This is a genomic window from Micromonospora sp. DT231 (assembly GCF_049847025.1).
GTDB lineage: Bacteria > Actinomycetota > Actinomycetes > Mycobacteriales > Micromonosporaceae > Micromonospora.
In genome coordinates, this window is record NZ_JBNCNO010000005.1 from 560368 (window position 1) to 578391 (window position 18024).

Genomic DNA, 18024 nt, shown 5'->3' on the forward strand with positions numbered 1-18024 from the left:
TGCACTCGACGAATTCCGTACGCCGTTCGCTCCCGGGGGAAACCGCATGCCGACAACCAGGACCGTCCCGCCCGACCTCGCCGACATTCGAGCGCGCACGCTCGCCGGGCTCCGCGACGCGCTGTCCGCCGAGGACGTCGCGGGCGCCGAGAACTGCGCGCAGCGGCTGTACGCGGCGCTGCCGGTCCGGGAGCGGCCCGGCGACAACGTCGTCCTCGTCGCGTACGGCGGCGGCAAGGACAGCACGTACACGCTGGCGTTCGTCCGGATGGTGCAACTGCTGTTGCACGACCGGTACGGCAGCACGTTCCGGCTCCGCTCGGCCACCAACCGACAGGCGGGCATGCCGCAGGCGGTGATGGACAACATCGACCGGGCGTACCAGGCGCTGGGTTTCGCGGAGGACCCGGACTGCACCGCGATAATGATCGAGGACGACGAGGTGCGCCCGTTCCGCCGCGACGAGCCGGCGTCGCCCCGGGTGCTCGCCCGCAACCGCCTGGACATGCTGATGACCGGGCACCGGACGATGGCCGAGGGCCGGCCCACGTTCTGCAACTCGTGCAACCTCAGCATGGTCAACTCGTTCGGCATCGCGACCGCGTACGACGGCGGGGTCGACCTCGTCATCACCGGCGACTCACCTGCCGAGCAGCGGTCCTACTACCTCTGGGTGAACCGGCTGGCGCGTAACCACGGCCGGCAGCCGCGCCAGACGGGGGACGCCGGTTTCGGCAGCTTCCTGCGCTCCGCCGACGCGATCGCGGGTGTGTACTTCACCGAGATCTTCGGCGCCGACGCGAAAGACGAGGTGGCCGCCCGGGGCGTGGCCTCGGACGTGCCGAAGGAGCTGCGGTTCTTCTCCATCTTCGAGGACACCGGATACTCCTCGTTGCACCACTGGCCGCTGCTGACCGGCTTCCTCGGCTTCGCGTTCGACGAGCTGGCGTTCAGCTTCACCGAGTCCGACTGCGCCAACCCGACGCTGATGGCGCACCTGCGCGGGCTCAAGTGCGAGCGGCTGTACGGCCGGGACTACGGCGAGGGCCTCGACGAGTACGTCGCCTTCGCCACCCGGCTGATGCACACCAAGGAGTTCCCCGACTGGCTTGTCGACCGGGTGCGGCAGCGGTACGACGGCCCGGACGCCGCCGCGCGGATGCGGGAGCGGGCCAACGGCTTCGCCGCCGAAGCGTACGGGCTCGGCGAGGAGCAGTTGATCTGCATGGTCTACTCCCCCTTCGCGGGCAAGGGCGAGCGGCTCGGCGACTATCTGACCCGGGAGCGACCGCATCTGCTGGACCGCCTGGACGAGATCCACGATTTCCTCGCCGGCGGCCCCGATTCGGACGTCGCCGCCGAGCTGAGCGCGGCCAGCGGCCTGGAGCCGCGTCAGTTGCGCACCCTCTACGGTGGCGCGACGCTGCTGGGCGTGAGCGAGGGCCGAAGCAACATCCTGCAGGCGATGCTCGACGGCGACCCGCACAAGGAAGTGATCATGACGCGCCGCTCCCCCGAAGGCCCACTGGAACCCGAGCTGCTCAGCGGCCGCTAGGTCAGCGCCTCGATCAGCTCCCGTTCCCGTTGCGGGCTCAGGCCAGCGCCCCGCTCCCGGTCCAGCCCCTGGTCGCGTTCCCAGGCCAAAATGTCCGCGACCAGGTCCGCGCGGGAGCGGTGGCGCAGCCCGGCCCGGGTCGCCGCCGCACCGTCCCGGGTGGACCAGCCCTCCCAACCGGGCTCGACGAGCCACATGGCCAGCGAGTCGGTGCCGGCCCACTGCGCGACCTTCTGCTCGATCAGCGCGGCGGCCGGCACCCGCCGGACCGGGCCGTCGTGGCCGCCCGTGGTCCGGCACAGCTCCACCCACTCACCGAACGGGACGGTCGGGCCGACCGCGTTGAACGTGCCGGTGAGGCCGTCCTCGGCCGTGGTCACCAGCCACACCGCCAGATCGCGGACGTCGATCACCTGGGTGGGCACCTCGGGGGTGTCGGGCACCAGCATCGGCTCCTGCGGGGCCCGCGCCGCCCGGGCGACCCAGTAGCCGGTGCGGCCACTGTCGTCGCCGGGACCGCCGATCAACCCCGGCCGCACGATCAGCAGCCGGTCGCCGCACGCGGCCGTGGACGCCTGCTCGCACGCGACCTTGGCCGGGCCGTACTGCTCGCCGTCCGCCTCGTCCCCGGTCAGCGGCTCGGCCACGCGGGCGGACTCGTCGGCGCCGGGCACGTCGGTGTCCGCGTACGCGTTCACCGAGGACACGTACGACCAGTGGCGGGCCTTTCCGGCCAGCGCGTCGAGTGCCGCCCGCACCATGCCGGGCTGCCACGAGACCTCCAGCACCGCGTCCCAATCCCGATCGGCTACCTGCGCGTACGCGTCCGCTCCGAGCCGATCGGCGCGCACCAGCTCGGCACCGTCGGCCACCGGACCGCTGTCACCACGGGCCAGACAGGTGACGCGGTGCCCGCGGTCGAGCGCCTGCCGCGCGATCTCACGTCCCAGCCATGCCGTTCCACCGAGAATCAGCAAGTCCATGCCGACCATCACATCACGGCCTACCGCGGATCTCCGGCTCGCAGCACCGATCAGGCGGCCGTCCACCCGAAATGCGGCACGGCGGCCACGGCGAGGACGAGGAACACGGCGGGAAACGCGATGGTGTGGAACACCCGCGCCCGGACGTGAGCCAGGAGCGCGCCGACGAAGAACAGGACGAGACCGACGGCCGCGGCCAGCCCGATGAGACGCACGCCCAGGAGGCCGAGCACCAGCCCCACGACGCCGGCTCCCTCGAGCAACGCGAGGTACGGGATCCACCGCGTGGACAGCCCGACCTCGGCGCAGTTGCGCAGCACGAAATCGGCCCTGATCGCCTTCGCCACCACCTCGAAGCCGTTGGCGAGGGCGCAGAGGATCGTCGCACCGAGCAGCACGCCTTCGAGTACGGCGATCATGACGCGCGCCGGCGTGGTCGAGGGATCGGTAAGCTCATCAGTGCCTCCCATGTGCGCAGGGTCGTCAGGTTCTGGTTTCCCGCCCCTCCTGACGCCCGGCACGCGGGAAAGGTGACCAGACGTGGAACTGATCGATCACTTCGAGGCGTCGCGGGCACGACTGATGTCGTTGGCCTATCGCATCGTCGGCTCGCACCACGACGCCGAGGACGCGGTGCAGGCCGCCTGGCTGCGCGCGCGTTCAGCCGACCCCGCGCAACTGGTAAACCTCGACGGCTGGCTCACCACGGTGACCGCACGCCTGTGCCTGGACCAGCTCCGCGCCCGCCACCGCAGGGGAGAGCTCCCGCTCCGGGCCGACGACATCCCCGGCGCGCACCTCGCGACCGACGAGGAGTTCATCCGCCGTGAGAACATCTCCCGCGCGCTGCTCGTCGTCCTCGGCGAACTCTCTCCCCCGCAGCGGGTGGCCTACGTGCTCCACGACCTCTTCGGTGTCCCGTTCGACCAGGTCGCGTCCGTGCTCGACACGACGACGGTCGCGGCGAAGAAACTCGCGAGTCGGGCGCGGATCCGACTCCGGGCGGCCGGTCCGGTCGACCGACCGCGGCCCGCACGCCAGCTCGAGGTCATCGACGCCTTCCTCGACGCCGCGCGTGGTGGCGACATCGCGCGGCTCGTCACGCTCCTGGCACCCGACGTCGTCCGCACGGCCGACCTCGGGTTCCTCGCCGACGGCGCCGAGCCCGTCGTCCGAGGCGCGCGGGCGGTCGCGGAGGAGACAAGGGCATTCGTGGACCGCATCGCCGTCGCCGTCCCAGTCCTCGTCGACGGCCGCCCCGGCGCGGTCGTCGCTCCCGGCGGGCACCCGCTCGCGCTGATCCGGATCAGCGTCCACGACGGACTCGTCACGAACATCACCATCGCACCCTACGAGCGCCGCGTCGTGTCCCTCCCCGCTGCCGAGTGACGGCGCGCGGGCGGACCCGGCCGATGTCGACGCAGGCGGCGGCGGCGGTCCGACAGATGGTGTCACCCCACGTCGAGGGGTACCCGTCGAGCGCGGGAGTCGGGACGGCCCGCGAGGATGCCGGCGAGGATCTCCGCGCCGTCGACGACCCTCGGGCCGGGGCGGTTGAAGTAGGCAGGCCCGTCGACCACCCACACCTGTCCCTGACGCACCGCGGGCAGGTCCGCCCAACCGGGTTGCGCCGCCGCCACCGACAACTCGTCGAAGGTGCGCTCGGGCGTGAACCCGCACGGCCCGAACACCACGACCTCGGGAGCCAGGTCGGCGACCACCGACCACAGGTGCGGGGTGCTGTGCGCGCCCGGCCCGAGCAGCAGGGACCGCCCACCCGCATGGGCGATCTGCTCCGGCACCCAGTGCCCGCCGGGCATCAACGGGTCGAGCCACTCGACGAACAACACCGTCGGCGCGCCGGTCACCGATCCGGGCAGCGCGGCGAGGCGACGTCCGGCGTCGGCTCGGATCTCCGCCGCCCGGCCCTCGGCGCCGGTCAGCGCGGCCACGGCATCGACGGTGTCCAGGATCCCGTCGATGGTCCGCGCCTCCAGGGACACCACAGTGGTGTCGAGATCGATCAGACGAACCGCGTCGTTGACCCGCTCGTACGAGACCGCACACATGTCGCACAGATCCTGGGTCAGGATCAGATCCGGCTTCAGGTCCTCCAGCAAGGCGACGTCGAGCTGGTACAGCGATGATCCCCGGTGCGCGTCACCGGCGATCGCCGCCGAGATCTCCCGGCTGGTCAGGGCCTCCGGCAGGGACGTCGCAGTCACCGCCGGGACCTCGGCCAGGGCCCCCGGCGGCCAGTCACACTCATGGGTACGCCCGACCAGGTGCCCGGTCAGGCCAAGCATTGCCACGATGTCGGTGGCCGCCGGCAGTAACGAAAGGATCCGCACGCTCTGTGCCTACCAGGCACAACCGGGCACGTCCACTCCCGCGCAGGTGCCCGGTCAGCGTGGATAGGCTCTCCCCATCCTGTCGCGCGCGGGTTGCGCCTCCCTCCCCGCCCGGCACGCGGGATGCCCACGGAAGGAGTGCGATGACGGAACGAGAGCTTCCCGCGCTGACCCGCGCCGAGCAGGAACTCGTGGACCGCTACCTGCGCATCATCGACCTGGTGGCTCGACTCAACCCGGCTCGGGACAGCGGCCACTTCGACGCGCGGGGTTGCGTCCTTGCCGCGCAGGCGCTGGCGGCGGAGGCCAGGGCGATCGGCGTGGCGGCGGAGACCATGCTCGAACGCGGCGAGGACGAGCTGCACGCCGCGACGCTGGCCCGGGCGATGCGCGCCCTGGACGGCGAGCGCCGCATCGGGCGGCTGCGGCTGCCCAAGAACTGAACGTCGCGCATCCGGAGTTGCCGCCCTCCGGGCGACTCTGAAGCGTGCCACGGCGTGCGCCCGGCCGCACCACGCCGGAGCACCCGGGCAGCACGTGCCCGATCACGCGTCCGACTCGTACGGCAGGGGCGTGAGCCCGTCCTCGCCTTGCCACCAGCGCGAGTCCTTGCCGTAGTAGATGGTACGAGCCCATTCGTCAGGCGATTCGTGGAAGATCAGGTCCTTGTCGCCGATGTGGTCGAGGTGTCCCCACGCCTGGTTCACCCGGCCCACCGCCTCGTCCCGGGTGATCGGGAATCGCACCAGCATCTCGTGCAGGATCTGCTCGACGAAATCTCGCGCCCTGTCGGACATGCGCAGTCGCAGCTCCACGGCGTACCCCCTCGCTTCGGCGCACCGCATGCCTGTCCATCATGCCCAACCGCGCCGCGGACCGACCGACCCGAGGACGTCGTCAGCCGGTGGCTCGGCCGGGCATCGTCGCGTGCTGAGTCATCGGCCGATCGGATGGCCGACGGCGATGGACGGCTATTTCCATGTGCGATCGACACCCTGGGACGCCTAGGAAGGAGGCATGACCAACGAACGGACCGTTCCTCTGCTGCCGTGCGCATCAATTGACGACATCGAGACCTTCTACGGAGTTCTCGGCTTCCACACCACGTACAAGCAACGCAAGCCCAACGCGTGCGTGGGGGTGCAGCGGGAAGACCTGCATCTGCAGTTCTTCGAGATCCCCGGATTCGACCCGGAGCAGTCCTACGGCTCCTGCCTCGTGATCACCGCGGACATCGAGGGACTACATCGGGCATTCGCAGCCGGCATGCGCGCCGCGTACGGCAAGGTGCTGGTGTCCGGCACGCCGCGGATGACCCGGCCCAGGGCGCGGAAGAACGCCGACGGGTTGGGCGGATTCAGCGTCATCGACCCGGGCGGCAACTGGATCCGCGTCTTTCGGGACGCCGCCGCGCCCATGCCGGCCGCCACACCCGCCGGGCGGCTGGCCAAGGCCCTGGCGAATGCTGTCGTGCAGGCCGACTCCAGGGGAAGCGTCGGACAGGCCGTACGGATCCTCGACAGCGCGTTGGCCCGCCCACACGCCGACGACGATCCGGTCGAGCAGGTGGAGGTCCTCGTCTACCGCGCCGAACTCGCGATGGTGCTGCACGATCCACAGACTGCGGCCGAGATGCTGACCCGCGCCCGGTCCGTCACGCTCACGGACGACGAATCGGCAAGGGCGGCATCCGCGTACGACAACGCCGCCGAACTCGCGGCGGCGTTGCGGTAACTCGCGGTACGACCCCTGTGCCGTCTCCGCCTACGGCGCCGGTTCCAGGACGACGACGGGGATCTGGCGGGTGGTCTTCCGCTCGTAGTCGGCGAAGCCTGGATACGCGGCCTTCTGCGCGCTCCAGATCCGTTCCCGCTCGTCCCCGGTGGCGACTCTGGCGACCAACTCGACCTTGTCCGTGCCGATCTCCGCTTGAGCCTTGGGGTGAGCCAGCAGGTTGTGGTACCAGTCAGGATTGGTGGGCGCACCGCCCTTGGACGCGAACACGGCGTAGCCGCCGTCCACCTCCTGGTACATCATCGGGTGCACGCGGGGCTGGCCGCTCTTGGCGCCGACACTGTGCAACAGCAACAGCGGCGCCCCGGCGAACTGGCCGCCGACCTGGCCACCGTTGGCGCGGAACTCAGCGATGATCTTGTCGTTCCAGTCGCTCACGTCTTCTCCCTGCCTTCGCACACCGGCTCCGTCGACACAATTCTGACAGCCCCGACGGGGCGCGGCACTGTCAGCACCCACCAATGGGCCGACGACCACAGCCGTCGGAGCAACACGAGGCCACCAGATCGGGCATCACCTCGAAACGAGGCCCAATCCCGGGGTGAGTCGCCGGGGCTAGGGTGTCCACTGTGAACCTCGTGGACCTGCTGACCGACGCGGCGGACAAGGGCTTCGGTGGCCTGGACGCAGCCATGCTGCCGGAGTTACGGGCGATCCGCCGAGATGGTCCCGCGCCGGCCCGGCGGCCCGCGCTGCTCGCTCTGCTGCACCTCGGCGGCGAACTGGCGCTCGACCCCGCGGACCTGGCCGTGCTGAGACGGCTCATCGCGATCAAACTTCCCCACGACCGGCCGTACTCGATCGATGGCTGCTTCAACTCGTGGCTGACCGTGCGTGGCGGTGACCAGCAGGAGATCATGCGGGTGCTCGGTCTGACCAGGTCCGCGCCCGCCACCTACGGCCTCGGCGAGACGCTCGTCGCCCACCTCGGTCACGGCGGGCCCGACCGATCGCGTACGTGGCGACACGTCTTCATCTCACCGATGCTCAACGGCTGGACGGTGGTCTCCGGCCCGAGTTGCGGTCCCGACGACGATCCTCAGGTGGAAGGCTGGGTCCAGGAGCTGAGTTCCCGGTACGGCGACGCGCAGGCCTACTTCTACGGCAGCCAGGGCGACGGCGACGCGTGGCTGGTCGGCTCGCGTGGTCAGATCGTGCGCCGCTTCAGCAGTGCGAAGCCGGAGACGTCGAAGGGTAAGCCGCTGCCGATCGAGCAGCGCGCCTTGGCCCGTCTCGGTCGCACCGGGCCGCCCGAACGGCTTGACGCCGACGAGCTGTGGGACTTCGTCGGCGAGTGCGCGGCACCGCAGGTCGCGGCCGAGCTGAGCATCGACCCGGTGTTCACCGGCTGGCCCGACGACCTCGACGTGCACGGTCAGCCGCTTGTCGCCTGGCCCGAGTCGGACGACGACGTCAGCATCCTCCGTGACTGCTACGTCTTCCTCATCTGAGTCGATCAGCAAAGCTCGGTACGGGTAGCACCGTGTCCGTGGCCGCCCACGCCTGACCGTCCGTCGCCCGATCCCTCACCACGAGAGGAGATCCAGCCGCCGCCTACACCAAGTGTCATCGCACCGTGCCGAGCTGCTTGACGTTTCGTAGCAGCGGTTCCGACTCGACCCGCTCCACGCCTTCCAGCGAGCTCAGCTTCTCGGTCAGGTACCGGTAGAACGCCGGCATGTCCCGGCAGAGCACCAAGGCCTGCACGTTCGTCGGCCCGGTGGTGGCCGCCGCGAAGACGATCTCCTCGTGCTCGCGAAGCGCCGCACCGACCGCCGCCAGCCGGGACGGACTCACCGCCAGCCAGAGCAGGACCGCGGCGCGGAACCCGTACAGCTCCGGCTCGACCTCCACGTCGGTGTAGAGCGACCCGGACTCGAACAGCTCCTGCATCCGGCGGCGGGCGCTCGACTCCGGCCAGCCGGTGGAGGCCGCCAGCTGCGCATAACTGAGCCGCCCGTCCCAGGCGAGCGCCTCCAGCAGCGGCGCGTCGGCGGAGGTGAGGTGCGCCGCCGACCGGCCACCGCCCGGTGCCGCCCAGACCGGGGTCAGCGCGGCGATCTGCTCGGCGGTCAGCGCGTCGTCATGAAGGTCCGGGCCGACCGCCCCGCCGACGAACTGGTGAACCACGCAGTGCGCGCTGACCGAGGTCACCCGCGGGGTCCGGGGCAGCTTCTGCAGCAGCAGGGTCTCCCGGTCGACCGAGGCCGGCACCCGCACGTTGCAGACAATCTCGGTACCACCCGAGGTGATCGACACCCAGCCGGTATCCGGGCGGCGGGCCAATGCGCCAGCGATCGGCAACGCCGAGTCCGGGGCGGCGCGCAGGCGGATCAACCAGGTCTCGTACCCCAGCTCGATGGGGTTGGGCATGCCGACCACCCGCAGCCCCGCCTCGGCGCGCAACCGACGGTAACGCCGGGCGACCGTCTGGTCGGAGACACCGAGCACTGTGCCGATCTCCCGGTACCCGGCCCGGCCGTTGATCCGCAGGGCGTGCGTCACCTGCCGGTCCAGATCGTCGATTTCCACCGCCTTATCTTATCGAACGTCGAGATCCGCAGGAATGGTGACTCCGACTAGGGATAATTGTGCGAGAGTCGGCATCCTGCAGTGCATGCGCAAATGGTCACCACTGATCGCCGTCTGCCTCGGCACCTTCCTCCTGCTGGTGGACGTCCTCATCGTCGTCGTCGCCCTACCGGCGATCTCCGACGACTTCCACGCGGACTACACCGACCTCCAGTGGGTCATCGACGGGTACGCCCTGTCCCTGGCCGCCCTGGTGCTCGGCGCCGGCTCGCTCGCGGACCGGTTCGGCCGCCGCCGCACCTACCTGAGCGGCATCGGCATCTTCGCGATCTCCTCGCTGCTCTGCGCGCTCGCCCCGAACGAGCAGGCCCTGATCGCCGGCCGGATCCTGCAGGGCTTCGGCGGCGCGGCCATGTTCGCGTGCACCGCCGCCCTGCTCAACTTCACCTACCACGGCCACGACCGGGGCGTCGCGTTCGGCATCTGGGGTGCGGTCAACGGCGTCGCCGCCGCGGCCGGCCCGCTCGCCGGCGGCCTGCTCACCGAGCACTTCAGTTGGCGCTCGGTGTTCCTGATCAACCTGCCGATCTGCCTGGTCGCGGTCTGGTTCACGATCCGCGGGGTGAGCGAGTCCCGGGCGCCGTGGGGTGGCCGCTTCGACCTGCCCGGCACGATCAGCTTCACCGTGGCGGCAGCCGCCCTGACGTACGGTCTGATCCGCGCCGGTGAAGCCGGCTGGACCGACGGCGTAACCCTGGCCGCGTTCGCCGCCGGCCTGCTCGCCCTGGTCCTGTTCCTCGCCGAAACCCGCTCGGACCACCCGATGCTCGACCTGACCCTGTTCCGCCGGGTGCCGTTCACCGTGCTGATCGTCGCCGCGTTCCTCGCCCACGCAGCCGCGTTCAGCTACCTGCCGTTCAGCATGATCTGGCTGCAGCGGGTACTCGGCGATGGCCCCGTCGACGCCGGCCTGTACGGCGCCCTTCCGATGGCCGCCGCTGCCCTGGTCGTCGGCGCGTCCGCCGGCCGGTTCCTGCAGCGGATCGCCGCGCGCTGGACCGTCGGCCTCGGGCTGCTCCTGATCGCCGTCGGAAACCTGCTGCAGGCCAGGATCGACACGGACAGCACCGGCGCGGCCCTGATCCCCGGACTGATCGTGGCCGGTCTCGGCGTCGGCTGCGTGCTGCCCACGAACGCCTCGGCGGTGATGGCCGAAGTGCCACGCGAGCGCAGCGGGATGGCCGGCGGGGCGCTCAACACGTTCCGCCAGCTCGGGCTCGCGTTCGGCGTCGCGGTCTTCGGGACCGTCTTCACCAACCGGATCGCCGACGGGCACGGCTCGCCGGACGGGTTCGCTGACGGACTGAACGCGACCCTGCTGATCGCCTCCGGAACCGCCCTGGCCGGCGGGGTCCTGGTGCTCGTCCTGGTCCGCAAGCACGCCGCCGCGCCGGCCGCGGCACCGGCGGAACCCTCGGCCCATCGATAAAGGTGCTCGTCCCCCGGGGTGCGGCGCACCGAGTGTGACGCCGTTCACCCGGGCATGTGCACCTACCTCGACCTCCCGGCAGATGTGGACTATCCGCGACGGTCAGGCCGCCGCTGTCCCGGCGATCCGCTCGGAGAACTCGACGAGGCGGTTGGAGAACCCCCACTCGTTGTCGTACCAGCCGCGCACCTTCACCTGGTTGCCGACGGTCTCGGTCAGCGGCGCGTCGAAGATGGACGAGTACGGGTTGCCGACGATGTCCGCCGAGACCAGCGGCGCCTCGGAGTACTGCAGGTAGTGTCGCAGCCGCGGGGAGCTGGCCGCCTCGCGGAACGCCGCGTTGACCTCCTCGGCATCGGCAGGTCGCCGCAGGACCACGGTGAGGTCGGTGATCGACCCCGCCGGGATGGGGACGCGTAGAGCGGAGCCGGTGAGACGGCCGTCGAGTTCCGGGATGACCTTGCCGATCGCCTTCGCCGCGCCCGACGACGTGGGAATGATCGACAGGGCTGCCGCGCGCGCCCGGCGCAGATCGGAGTGCGGGGCGTCGTGGAGCCGCTGGTCGCTCGTGTAGGCGTGGACAGTCGTCATCAGTCCGGATTCGACGCCGAACGAGTCGTTGAGCACCTTCGCCAGCGGCGCCAGCGAGTTCGTGGTGCACGAGCCGTTGGAGAAGACGTCGTGGCTGTCCGGGTCGAGCCTGTCGTCGTTCACCCCGAGCACGAACGTGGGGACGTCCCCCTTGGCCGGCGCCGAGATGACGACCTTCCTCGCGCCACCCTTGAGGTGGGCCGCCGCGGCAGGGCCGTCCGTGAAGTGGCCGGTGGACTCGATGACGACATCGGCGCCTACCTCACCCCAGGGAATGACGGCCGGATCGGACTGCGCGAAAACCTTGATGCGCGTGCCCTGGACGACGATTGCGTCGCCGTCGAAGGCGACACCGTCGAGGTGGCCGGAGACCGAGTCCCACTCGAGCAGGGTAGCCAGCGTGCGGGCGTCGGTGAGGTCGTTGACCGCGACCACCTCGACGTCGGCGTTGTTCGCCAGGGCCGCGCGCAGGTAGCTACGCCCGATCCGTCCGAACCCGTTGATGCCGATGCGTACCGTCATGGCTTCAGTTCCTCCTGTTGTGTGGTGAGTACGGGCGCCGCCGCCCGGAGCAGGTCGAGTGCGCCGGCGCGGGCGTCGTCGAACGGGCCCGGATCCTGCTGGGCGATCGCGAGCACGTAGCCGCCCTGCAGGACGGCCATCAGGGTGTGGGCAAGACGCTCGGGGTCGAGGTCGTCCCGCAGCTCGCCCGCGGCGATGGCTTCCCGAAGCACCCTGACCCAGCTGACGTGGACCTGAGCGAACGCGCGCGCCACCGGGGCAAGTAACACCGGGTCCTCCCGGACCTGCGGGTCCTGGGTCATCCGGCCGACCTTGCAGCCCTTGAGGGCGTCGCGCGTGCGCATCAGGTACGCCTCGATGCGGGCCATGGGGTCGCCCGGGCTGTCCAGTTCGGACACGGCCGGCAGCAGGTCGCCGACGTTGCGCTCCAGCGCGGCGAGCGCCAGGTCGCGTTTGGACGGGAAGTGGTGGTACATGCTCCCCTGGCCGACACCCGAGCGTTCGCGCACGTCACGCGGGCTGGTGTCGGCGTAGCCGCGCTCCCACATGAGCTCGCTCATCGTGTCGACAAGGAGTTTCCGCGAATCCATTCCCGCAGTGTACCTACTGGTATGTACAGCGCGCCCCGGGAGCGCCCACTGCGGTCACCACGTGGCGATCGCGACCTCCTCGGCCAACCGGTCGTGACAGGAGTCCCGGCCGGACCGCCGGTTACAGCCAGTCGTGTTCGCGGGCGTAGCGGGCCGCTTCGTGGCGGGTCCGGGTCTGGGTCTTGCGCATCGCGTTGGAGAGGTAGTTGCGGACGGTGCCCGGGGCGAGGTGGAGCCGCGCGGCGATGTCGGCGACCGAGTAACCCTCGCCGGTGACCCGCAGGACGTCGGCCTCACGATCGGTGAGGGGGCAGTCCTCGGTGACGGCGAGCGCGGACACGTCCGGGTCGATCCAGCGTTTCCCCGCGTGCAGGGTGGCGATGACCGAGGTGATGTGGCCTGGCTCGGCGGACTTGCTGACGAATCCCTGGACGCCCAGCTTCAGCGCCTTGCGCAGCACGCCGGGGCGGGCGTGCCGGGTCAGCATGAGGATCACCTGCTCCGGACGCTCGCGGCGGATCTCGGCGACCGCGCCCAGGCCGTCCACGCCCGGCATCTCCAGGTCGATGACAAGCACGTCGGGCCGGTGGCGCAGGGTGGCGTCGATCGCCGCCTGGCCGTCCTGGGCCTCGGCCAGCACAGTGATGTCGCCCTCCATCGGCAGCAGCGCGGCCAGGGCGGTGCGCAGCAGCGCCTCGTCGTCGGCGAGCACGATCGTGGTCATCGGCCGTCACTCCGCTCGGCGTCGGCACGCTCGGCGGGGAACGTCGCCGCTGTCTGGAACCGTCCCTGCTGCTGTTCCACTGTCAGCTCGCCTCCGTCGCCGGCCACCCGTTGCCGAAGTGCCGCCAGTCCCCTGAGTTCGGGGGGCGTGGTGTCGGTTGCCCCGTCGTTGACGATGGTGATGCCCGAGCCGGTGAGCGTGATCTGCACGTGGGTGGCCTGCGCGTGCCGCAGGATGTTCGTGGTCGTCTCCCGCAGCACCTGCCCGAGCAGTTCGCTGGCGCGGGCATCGACCTCGGCCTCCCGGGTCACCCGGACCCGGATGCCGGCGGCCTCGAACAGGTTCTTCGCGTTCTCGATCTCCGCGGTCAGGTTGAGCCGCCGTTGCGCGTACGCGAGTTCCTTGGTCTGCGCGATGGTGTCGCTGACCAGCGCGTACGTCTCGCGCAGTTCCTTCTCCGCCCGAGCGGAGTCGCGAAGCAGCAGTCGCTGGGCCAGGGCGATCTTCAGCTTGACCACGTGCAGGGTGTGGCCCTGGATGTCGTGCAGGTCGCTGGCGAACCGCACGCGCTCCCGGACCACGGCCAGCTCCGCCTCGCGTTCCCGGGTCTGTTCGAGCTCCCGGATGAGGTCGTAGAACCGCTCGCCCACCACCGTGAAGACCGTCACGACGACGGTGAGGACGGTCGGGATGAGGACGTACGTCAGCAGGACGTGACCGATGTCGTCCCGCTGCACCAGCAGCCGCGCCGTACCGACGGCGGCGACGTAGGTGAACAGCCCGGCCATCGTCCGGGCCCGGTGCCGTCGCACCTCGCGCAGGGCGAGCGAGCCGACGGCGCAGACACCCCAGTAGGCGTTGGGGCTGCCGGTCACCAGGACCCCGAGCGGCCAGACCGCTGCCGCCACGACCAGGCAGGGCAGCGCGACCCGGGCGAGGTCGTTGGCCGTCCACCGTTCGAACGCCACCACGGCCGCCGCGGCCCCGGGCGCGAGGACGACGAGGTGCCACCAGACACGCGCGTCGGTGTAGAGCAGGACCACCGCGGCGAACACCACGGGGGGCAGTGCCGTGGCGAGGTTGAGCCGGCGCAGCCTTCCCTGCGTCGACTCGGTGAAGCGCGGCGATCTCGCGGTCACCGTCCCAGTATCCGGCAGCCCGGGGCCACGACCAGTGACACCACGTCACATCCGGTGATGACGTGGTGCCACTGACGGGTCGGCCGTCCCCGCGCTGTCATGGGTGCATGTCCACCACACCCGTCATCGAAGTCGAACGGCTGAACCTCACCTACGGCGACTTCCACGCCGTGAAGGATCTTTCCTTCGAGGTACGGCCCGGAGAGCTCTACGCACTGCTGGGCACCAACGGAGCCGGGAAGACCTCGACACTGGAAGTTGTCGAGGGACACCGCCCGCCGACCTCGGGCACCGTACGCGTCTTCGGGCGCAGCCCCGACGACCGGCGGGCGGTACGTCCCCGGATGGGCGTCATGCTCCAGGAGAGCGGATTCTCCCCCGATCTCACCGTCCGTGAGTCCGTCGGTCTGGTCGGCCGGCTCACCCGACGCACCGACGACGTCGACCGGGTGCTCGACCTGGTCGACCTCACCGGCCGGGCCGGCCGCAAGGTGTCGCAGCTGTCCGGCGGGGAAAAACGGCGGCTGGACTTCGCCACCGCGGTCTACGGCAGCCCGGAGCTGATCTTTCTGGACGAGCCGACCACCGGCCTCGACATCCAGTCCCGCGACGCGGTCTGGGCGACGGTGGACCGGCTGCGGGAGAACGGCGCGACCGTCGTGCTCACCACGCACTACCTGGAGGAGGCGCAACAGCGCGCGGACCGGATCGGGCTGATGCACGAGGGCGCCCTCCACCGGGAGGGCACCGTCTCCGAGCTGACCCGCACCCTGCCCGCGGTCATCCGCTTCGCCCTCGCGGCGCCGACGCCGACGCTGCCGGTGCGGGCCGCCGTCGACGTGGACGGGAAGGTCGTGGTCGAGACCTTCGAGCTGCAGAAGGACCTGCACCTCCTGCTCGGCTGGGCGCAGGACCACGCCGTGGAGCTGCGGGACCTGGCGGCGGGGCCGACCCGGCTCGACGACGTCTTCCGCGCCATCAACAGTTGATTTCGTTCTTCCGACAGGAGCCTCACCGTGTTGTCCATCGCGTCCAGCGAACTGATCCAGATCTTCCGCAACCGGCTGGTACTGATCACCAGCCTCATCATCCCGGTGGTGGTCAGCGCGTTCTTCGTCCGCCAGCACGAGACCTACGCGGCCCTCGGCAGCCTCGGCTACATCGCCGCGATCGTCATGTTCACGATCGCCGCGTTCGGGCTCTACGCCACCGCCGTCACCACCCTGGCGTCCCGACGGCAGAACCTCTTCCTCAAGCGGCTGCGCTCCACCGCCGAAGGCGACGCCGGCATCCTCGCCGGCCTGCTGCTGCCCGTGGTTATCCTCGCCGTGGTGCAGGTGACCGCGATCCTGACCGCCCTGGCCGTGGTCGCCGGCGGACCGGCGAACGTCGCCCTGCTGGTCGTGGCGACCATCGCGGCCCTGGCCATGATGATCGGCCTGGCCCTGGCCACGGCCGGGCTCACGAACTCCCCCGAACACGCCCAGGTCACCACGCTCCCCGTTACCCTCGGGGTGATCGCGGTGGCCAGCTGGGTGGGCATCTCCGGCACCGAGAACCTGGCCTGGCTCAAGCGGCTGCTGCCCGGCGGCGCGGCCACCGAACTGACCATGAACGCCTGGAACGGCGGCGTCGCCGTGGCCGACTCACTGCTTCTGCTCGGGCCCACGCTCGGCTGGGTCGTCATCGCCGTCGCCCTCGCCACCCGCCTCTTCCGCTGGGAGCCCCGCCGATGACCACCGAACCCCGGTCGGACGCCCCGACCCTGGTGGAAGATCTCCTACTGCTTCTGTTCCAACCCAGCTCCGGGACCATCGCGGGTGAGAACACCCTCTTCTACGTCCTCGGCGGAGCCGTCCTCGCGGACCTCGCCCTCGGCGAGCACCTGACCACGGCGGACCGGGGGCGGCTCAGCAGCGTGGCGGGTCACCCACCGTCGGATGACCTCCTGCGCCCGGCATGGGACTACCTCGCCGAGAAACCGAGGGGGGTGCAGACGGCACTGGCCGCGATCGGTCCCGCCCTGCGCGAGCCGGTGTTGGAGCGGCTCATCGCACGAGGCGACATCGACCAGGAGCCCCGCAAGGTGCTCGGCCTGTTCCGGACGACGGCCCTACGGGACGGCAGGACCGAACGACGGCCCCGCCTGCTCGCCGACGTTCGGCGGGTCCTCGTGGACGGTGCGGAGCCGCAAGCCCGGGTCGCCGCGCTCGCGGCGCTGCTCTCGGCGAGCGGAACGCTCCCGCAGTTCGACCGCGAGATCCCGTGGACGTCACCGGTGATCAGCCGGGCCAAGGAACTCGAGCGGGGCGACTGGGGTGCCGACGCCGCGGCGGCAGCCGTGACCCGCACCGTGACGGCCACCGTCGTCAACAGCGCCATCGCGGCCATCACCGTGCTTCCTCGAAGCTAGGACCGGTGTCAGCGGCAGCCGCTCACCGCCTGGGGTTGGGCGGATGGGGCCGCTCGGGCGGTTTTCCCCTGGCGTGGATGGCGTCGGAGGCGGCGATGCCGGCGAGGACGACGACGGCGGTGACGGCCACGGCCAGCGGCGGCAGGAGAATCATGAACGGCGAGGCGCCGGCAAGCGTCAGAGCGCCGATGATCCGCGAGTGGGACACCCGGTCGAATACGGCGTATTCCACCAGGGCTCGCCCGATCAGGAAGAGCATCGGTCCGCCGAGGACGACGAGGATCCACCCCGCGTTTGTGTGCCCGAACGGATGTTCGATCACGATCTCGTATCCGACGGCGACGGCGACGATCCCCGCGACCATGAGGACGTGTGCCAGGAAAGCCTCCCGGATGAGGTGCGCGGGCTCGACGGAGGCTCTGATGGCTTCGGGCAACAACTGGCCCGCCCGGAAGAGGTAGACGCGGAACAACAGCACGGTGGTGATGAATGCGACCGCGAAGGCCGCCGCGGCTCCGCTGTGCCGAAACGACGTGTCGCTGTAGGCCGATCCCGTTGTGAGAATGAGTTCGCCGAGAGCGATGATGAAGAATTGCCGGTAGCGCTCGGACAGATATTCGGCCAGGACGGGCCACTGCTGTTGGGTGGGTCGGGACCACGGCGCGGGATAGAACAGCAGCAGTGCCGCGCAGTCGATGGCGATCGCGAGCGTCCACAACAGGCTGCGGGCCAGGTCCGTCGCGATCGCTCCGGCGATCCACGGCAGGGCCGACAGCGTGAACCAGAAGAACACTCCGGCCGCTCGACGCTGAGCCGGGTGGCCACGCAGCAGCGGGACGATGACCAGCCCACGAATGATGTGGACCGCGACGTACGCGCCGGCGAAGGCCAGACCCCGGTCACCGAACGCCTGCGGCACCGCGACCGCCATCACCAGCGCGCCGAGCATGGCCGTGTAGACAAGCAACTGGAGTTGCGGCCGCTGCGGATCGTAGAGGTCGGTGACCCACGCCGTGACGAACCACAACACCATGAAGGCCAGCAGCAACAGCAGCGTCTCGCCGGCCTCGACAAGGACGATCCGTTGCTCGGTGAGTTCCTCGACCAGCCGTTGTGAGACCCGATTGAGGGCGAAGACGAACACCAGGTCGAAGAAGAGTTCCAGCAGACTGGGTCGCTGCGGTTGCCCCGGCTTTCGAAGCAGCGCCGCTGCCCTTGTCGACATGGGCCGCCCGTTTCTGCCGGCTTCGTGTGCCTGGGTATTGGTACCACACGGGGCAGGCCGTCGAGTCGATACCCGAAGAATGCCGTCGGGGCATTCCGTCGCTTGTCGTCGTCAAT

Annotated in this window: 20 protein-coding genes; 9 read left to right on the forward strand and 11 right to left on the reverse strand. The window is 70.3% G+C overall.

Annotation, left to right across the window (positions count from 1 at the left end):
• Positions 1-46: 46 nt before the first annotated feature.
• The gene (locus tag ACPXBU_RS16640; protein ID WP_425758711.1) at positions 47-1555 is read left to right on the forward strand and encodes a hypothetical protein; all 1509 of its coding nucleotides are present in this window, start codon (positions 47-49) and stop codon (positions 1553-1555) included.
• On the opposite strand, the gene ACPXBU_RS16645 is transcribed toward ACPXBU_RS16640, so the two are convergent.
• Together ACPXBU_RS16645 and ACPXBU_RS16650 are read right to left on the reverse strand one after the other, a co-directional pair.
• Entirely contained in the window at positions 1552-2538 is a 987-nt protein-coding gene (locus ACPXBU_RS16645; protein ID WP_425758712.1) for an NAD-dependent epimerase/dehydratase family protein, read from the reverse strand. The two genes, ACPXBU_RS16640 and ACPXBU_RS16645, sit on opposite strands and share 4 nt — an antisense overlap.
• Positions 2539-2588: 50 nt before the next feature.
• Positions 2589-3008: a DoxX family protein gene (locus ACPXBU_RS16650; protein ID WP_425758713.1), complete on the reverse strand. Its 420-nt coding sequence runs from the start codon at positions 3006-3008 to the stop codon at positions 2589-2591.
• A 70-nt stretch (positions 3009-3078) separates the two neighbouring features.
• Here ACPXBU_RS16650 and ACPXBU_RS16655 point away from each other — a divergent pair, with 70 nt between their 5' ends.
• The gene (locus tag ACPXBU_RS16655) at positions 3079-3927 is read left to right on the forward strand and encodes a sigma-70 family RNA polymerase sigma factor (protein WP_425758714.1); all 849 of its coding nucleotides are present in this window, start codon (positions 3079-3081) and stop codon (positions 3925-3927) included.
• Between the two features lie 62 nt (positions 3928-3989).
• Here the strand turns inward: ACPXBU_RS16655 and ACPXBU_RS16660 are convergent, their stop codons facing one another.
• On the reverse strand, positions 3990-4889 hold the full coding sequence (locus tag ACPXBU_RS16660; protein WP_425758715.1) for an ABC transporter substrate-binding protein: 900 nt from the start codon (positions 4887-4889) through the stop codon (positions 3990-3992).
• 143 nt (positions 4890-5032) lie between these two features.
• Here ACPXBU_RS16660 and ACPXBU_RS16665 point away from each other — a divergent pair, with 143 nt between their 5' ends.
• Positions 5033-5332: a hypothetical protein gene (locus ACPXBU_RS16665; RefSeq protein ID WP_425758716.1), complete on the forward strand. Its 300-nt coding sequence runs from the start codon at positions 5033-5035 to the stop codon at positions 5330-5332.
• Between the two features lie 102 nt (positions 5333-5434).
• Here the strand turns inward: ACPXBU_RS16665 and ACPXBU_RS16670 are convergent, their stop codons facing one another.
• On the reverse strand, positions 5435-5704 hold the full coding sequence (locus ACPXBU_RS16670) for a hypothetical protein (RefSeq protein ID WP_425758717.1): 270 nt from the start codon (positions 5702-5704) through the stop codon (positions 5435-5437).
• A gap of 202 nt (positions 5705-5906) precedes the next feature.
• Between ACPXBU_RS16670 and ACPXBU_RS16675 the strand changes: the two genes are divergently transcribed.
• Positions 5907-6623: a VOC family protein gene (locus ACPXBU_RS16675; RefSeq protein WP_425758718.1), complete on the forward strand. Its 717-nt coding sequence runs from the start codon at positions 5907-5909 to the stop codon at positions 6621-6623.
• A 30-nt stretch (positions 6624-6653) separates the two neighbouring features.
• On the opposite strand, the gene ACPXBU_RS16680 is transcribed toward ACPXBU_RS16675, so the two are convergent.
• Positions 6654-7061 carry a nitroreductase family deazaflavin-dependent oxidoreductase gene (locus ACPXBU_RS16680; protein WP_425758719.1) on the reverse strand — a complete coding sequence of 136 codons (408 nt, stop codon included), beginning with the start codon at positions 7059-7061 and terminating at the stop codon, positions 6654-6656.
• A 191-nt stretch (positions 7062-7252) separates the two neighbouring features.
• On the opposite strand from ACPXBU_RS16680, the gene ACPXBU_RS16685 reads away from it, so the two are divergent.
• The gene (locus ACPXBU_RS16685) at positions 7253-8134 is read left to right on the forward strand and encodes a hypothetical protein (protein WP_425758720.1); all 882 of its coding nucleotides are present in this window, start codon (positions 7253-7255) and stop codon (positions 8132-8134) included.
• Between the two features lie 115 nt (positions 8135-8249).
• Here the strand turns inward: ACPXBU_RS16685 and ACPXBU_RS16690 are convergent, their stop codons facing one another.
• On the reverse strand, positions 8250-9215 hold the full coding sequence (locus ACPXBU_RS16690; RefSeq protein ID WP_425758721.1) for an Lrp/AsnC family transcriptional regulator: 966 nt from the start codon (positions 9213-9215) through the stop codon (positions 8250-8252).
• Between the two features lie 85 nt (positions 9216-9300).
• Between ACPXBU_RS16690 and ACPXBU_RS16695 the strand changes: the two genes are divergently transcribed.
• Complete coding sequence (locus ACPXBU_RS16695) at positions 9301-10704, forward strand: MFS transporter (protein WP_425758722.1); 1404 nt, start codon at positions 9301-9303, stop codon at positions 10702-10704.
• Positions 10705-10806: 102 nt separating this feature from the next.
• Here the strand turns inward: ACPXBU_RS16695 and gap are convergent, their stop codons facing one another.
• From gap to ACPXBU_RS16715, 4 genes are all read right to left on the reverse strand, one after another.
• A complete protein-coding gene (gap, locus tag ACPXBU_RS16700; protein ID WP_425758723.1) occupies positions 10807-11817 on the reverse strand; it encodes a type I glyceraldehyde-3-phosphate dehydrogenase in 1011 nt (336 codons plus the stop codon).
• Positions 11814-12407, reverse strand: coding sequence for a TetR/AcrR family transcriptional regulator (locus tag ACPXBU_RS16705; RefSeq protein ID WP_425758724.1), 594 nt, complete (start codon positions 12405-12407; stop codon positions 11814-11816). Before ACPXBU_RS16705 ends, gap begins: the two co-directional genes overlap by 4 nt.
• Positions 12408-12528: 121 nt before the next feature.
• Positions 12529-13131, reverse strand: a complete 603-nt coding sequence (locus tag ACPXBU_RS16710; RefSeq protein WP_425758725.1) for a response regulator transcription factor — start codon at positions 13129-13131, stop codon at positions 12529-12531.
• Complete coding sequence (locus tag ACPXBU_RS16715) at positions 13128-14270, reverse strand: sensor histidine kinase (protein ID WP_425758726.1); 1143 nt, start codon at positions 14268-14270, stop codon at positions 13128-13130. Before ACPXBU_RS16715 ends, ACPXBU_RS16710 begins: the two co-directional genes overlap by 4 nt.
• 107 nt (positions 14271-14377) lie before the next feature.
• On the opposite strand from ACPXBU_RS16715, the gene ACPXBU_RS16720 reads away from it, so the two are divergent.
• Genes ACPXBU_RS16720 through ACPXBU_RS16730 form a run of 3 tightly spaced genes read left to right on the forward strand, consistent with a single transcriptional unit; the run spans position 14378 to position 16683 of the window.
• Positions 14378-15259, forward strand: coding sequence for an ABC transporter ATP-binding protein (locus ACPXBU_RS16720; RefSeq protein ID WP_425758727.1), 882 nt, complete (start codon positions 14378-14380; stop codon positions 15257-15259).
• Between the two features lie 27 nt (positions 15260-15286).
• On the forward strand, positions 15287-16006 hold the full coding sequence (locus ACPXBU_RS16725; RefSeq protein WP_425758728.1) for an ABC transporter permease: 720 nt from the start codon (positions 15287-15289) through the stop codon (positions 16004-16006).
• Positions 16003-16683 (forward strand): GOLPH3/VPS74 family protein, encoded by a 681-nt coding sequence (locus tag ACPXBU_RS16730; RefSeq protein WP_425758729.1) that lies wholly within the window; start codon positions 16003-16005, stop codon positions 16681-16683. Before ACPXBU_RS16725 ends, ACPXBU_RS16730 begins: the two co-directional genes overlap by 4 nt.
• Before the next feature lie 22 nt (positions 16684-16705).
• Here the strand turns inward: ACPXBU_RS16730 and ACPXBU_RS16735 are convergent, their stop codons facing one another.
• Complete coding sequence (locus ACPXBU_RS16735; RefSeq protein WP_393362199.1) at positions 16706-17908, reverse strand: low temperature requirement protein A; 1203 nt, start codon at positions 17906-17908, stop codon at positions 16706-16708.
• Positions 17909-18024: the final 116 nt, after the last annotated feature.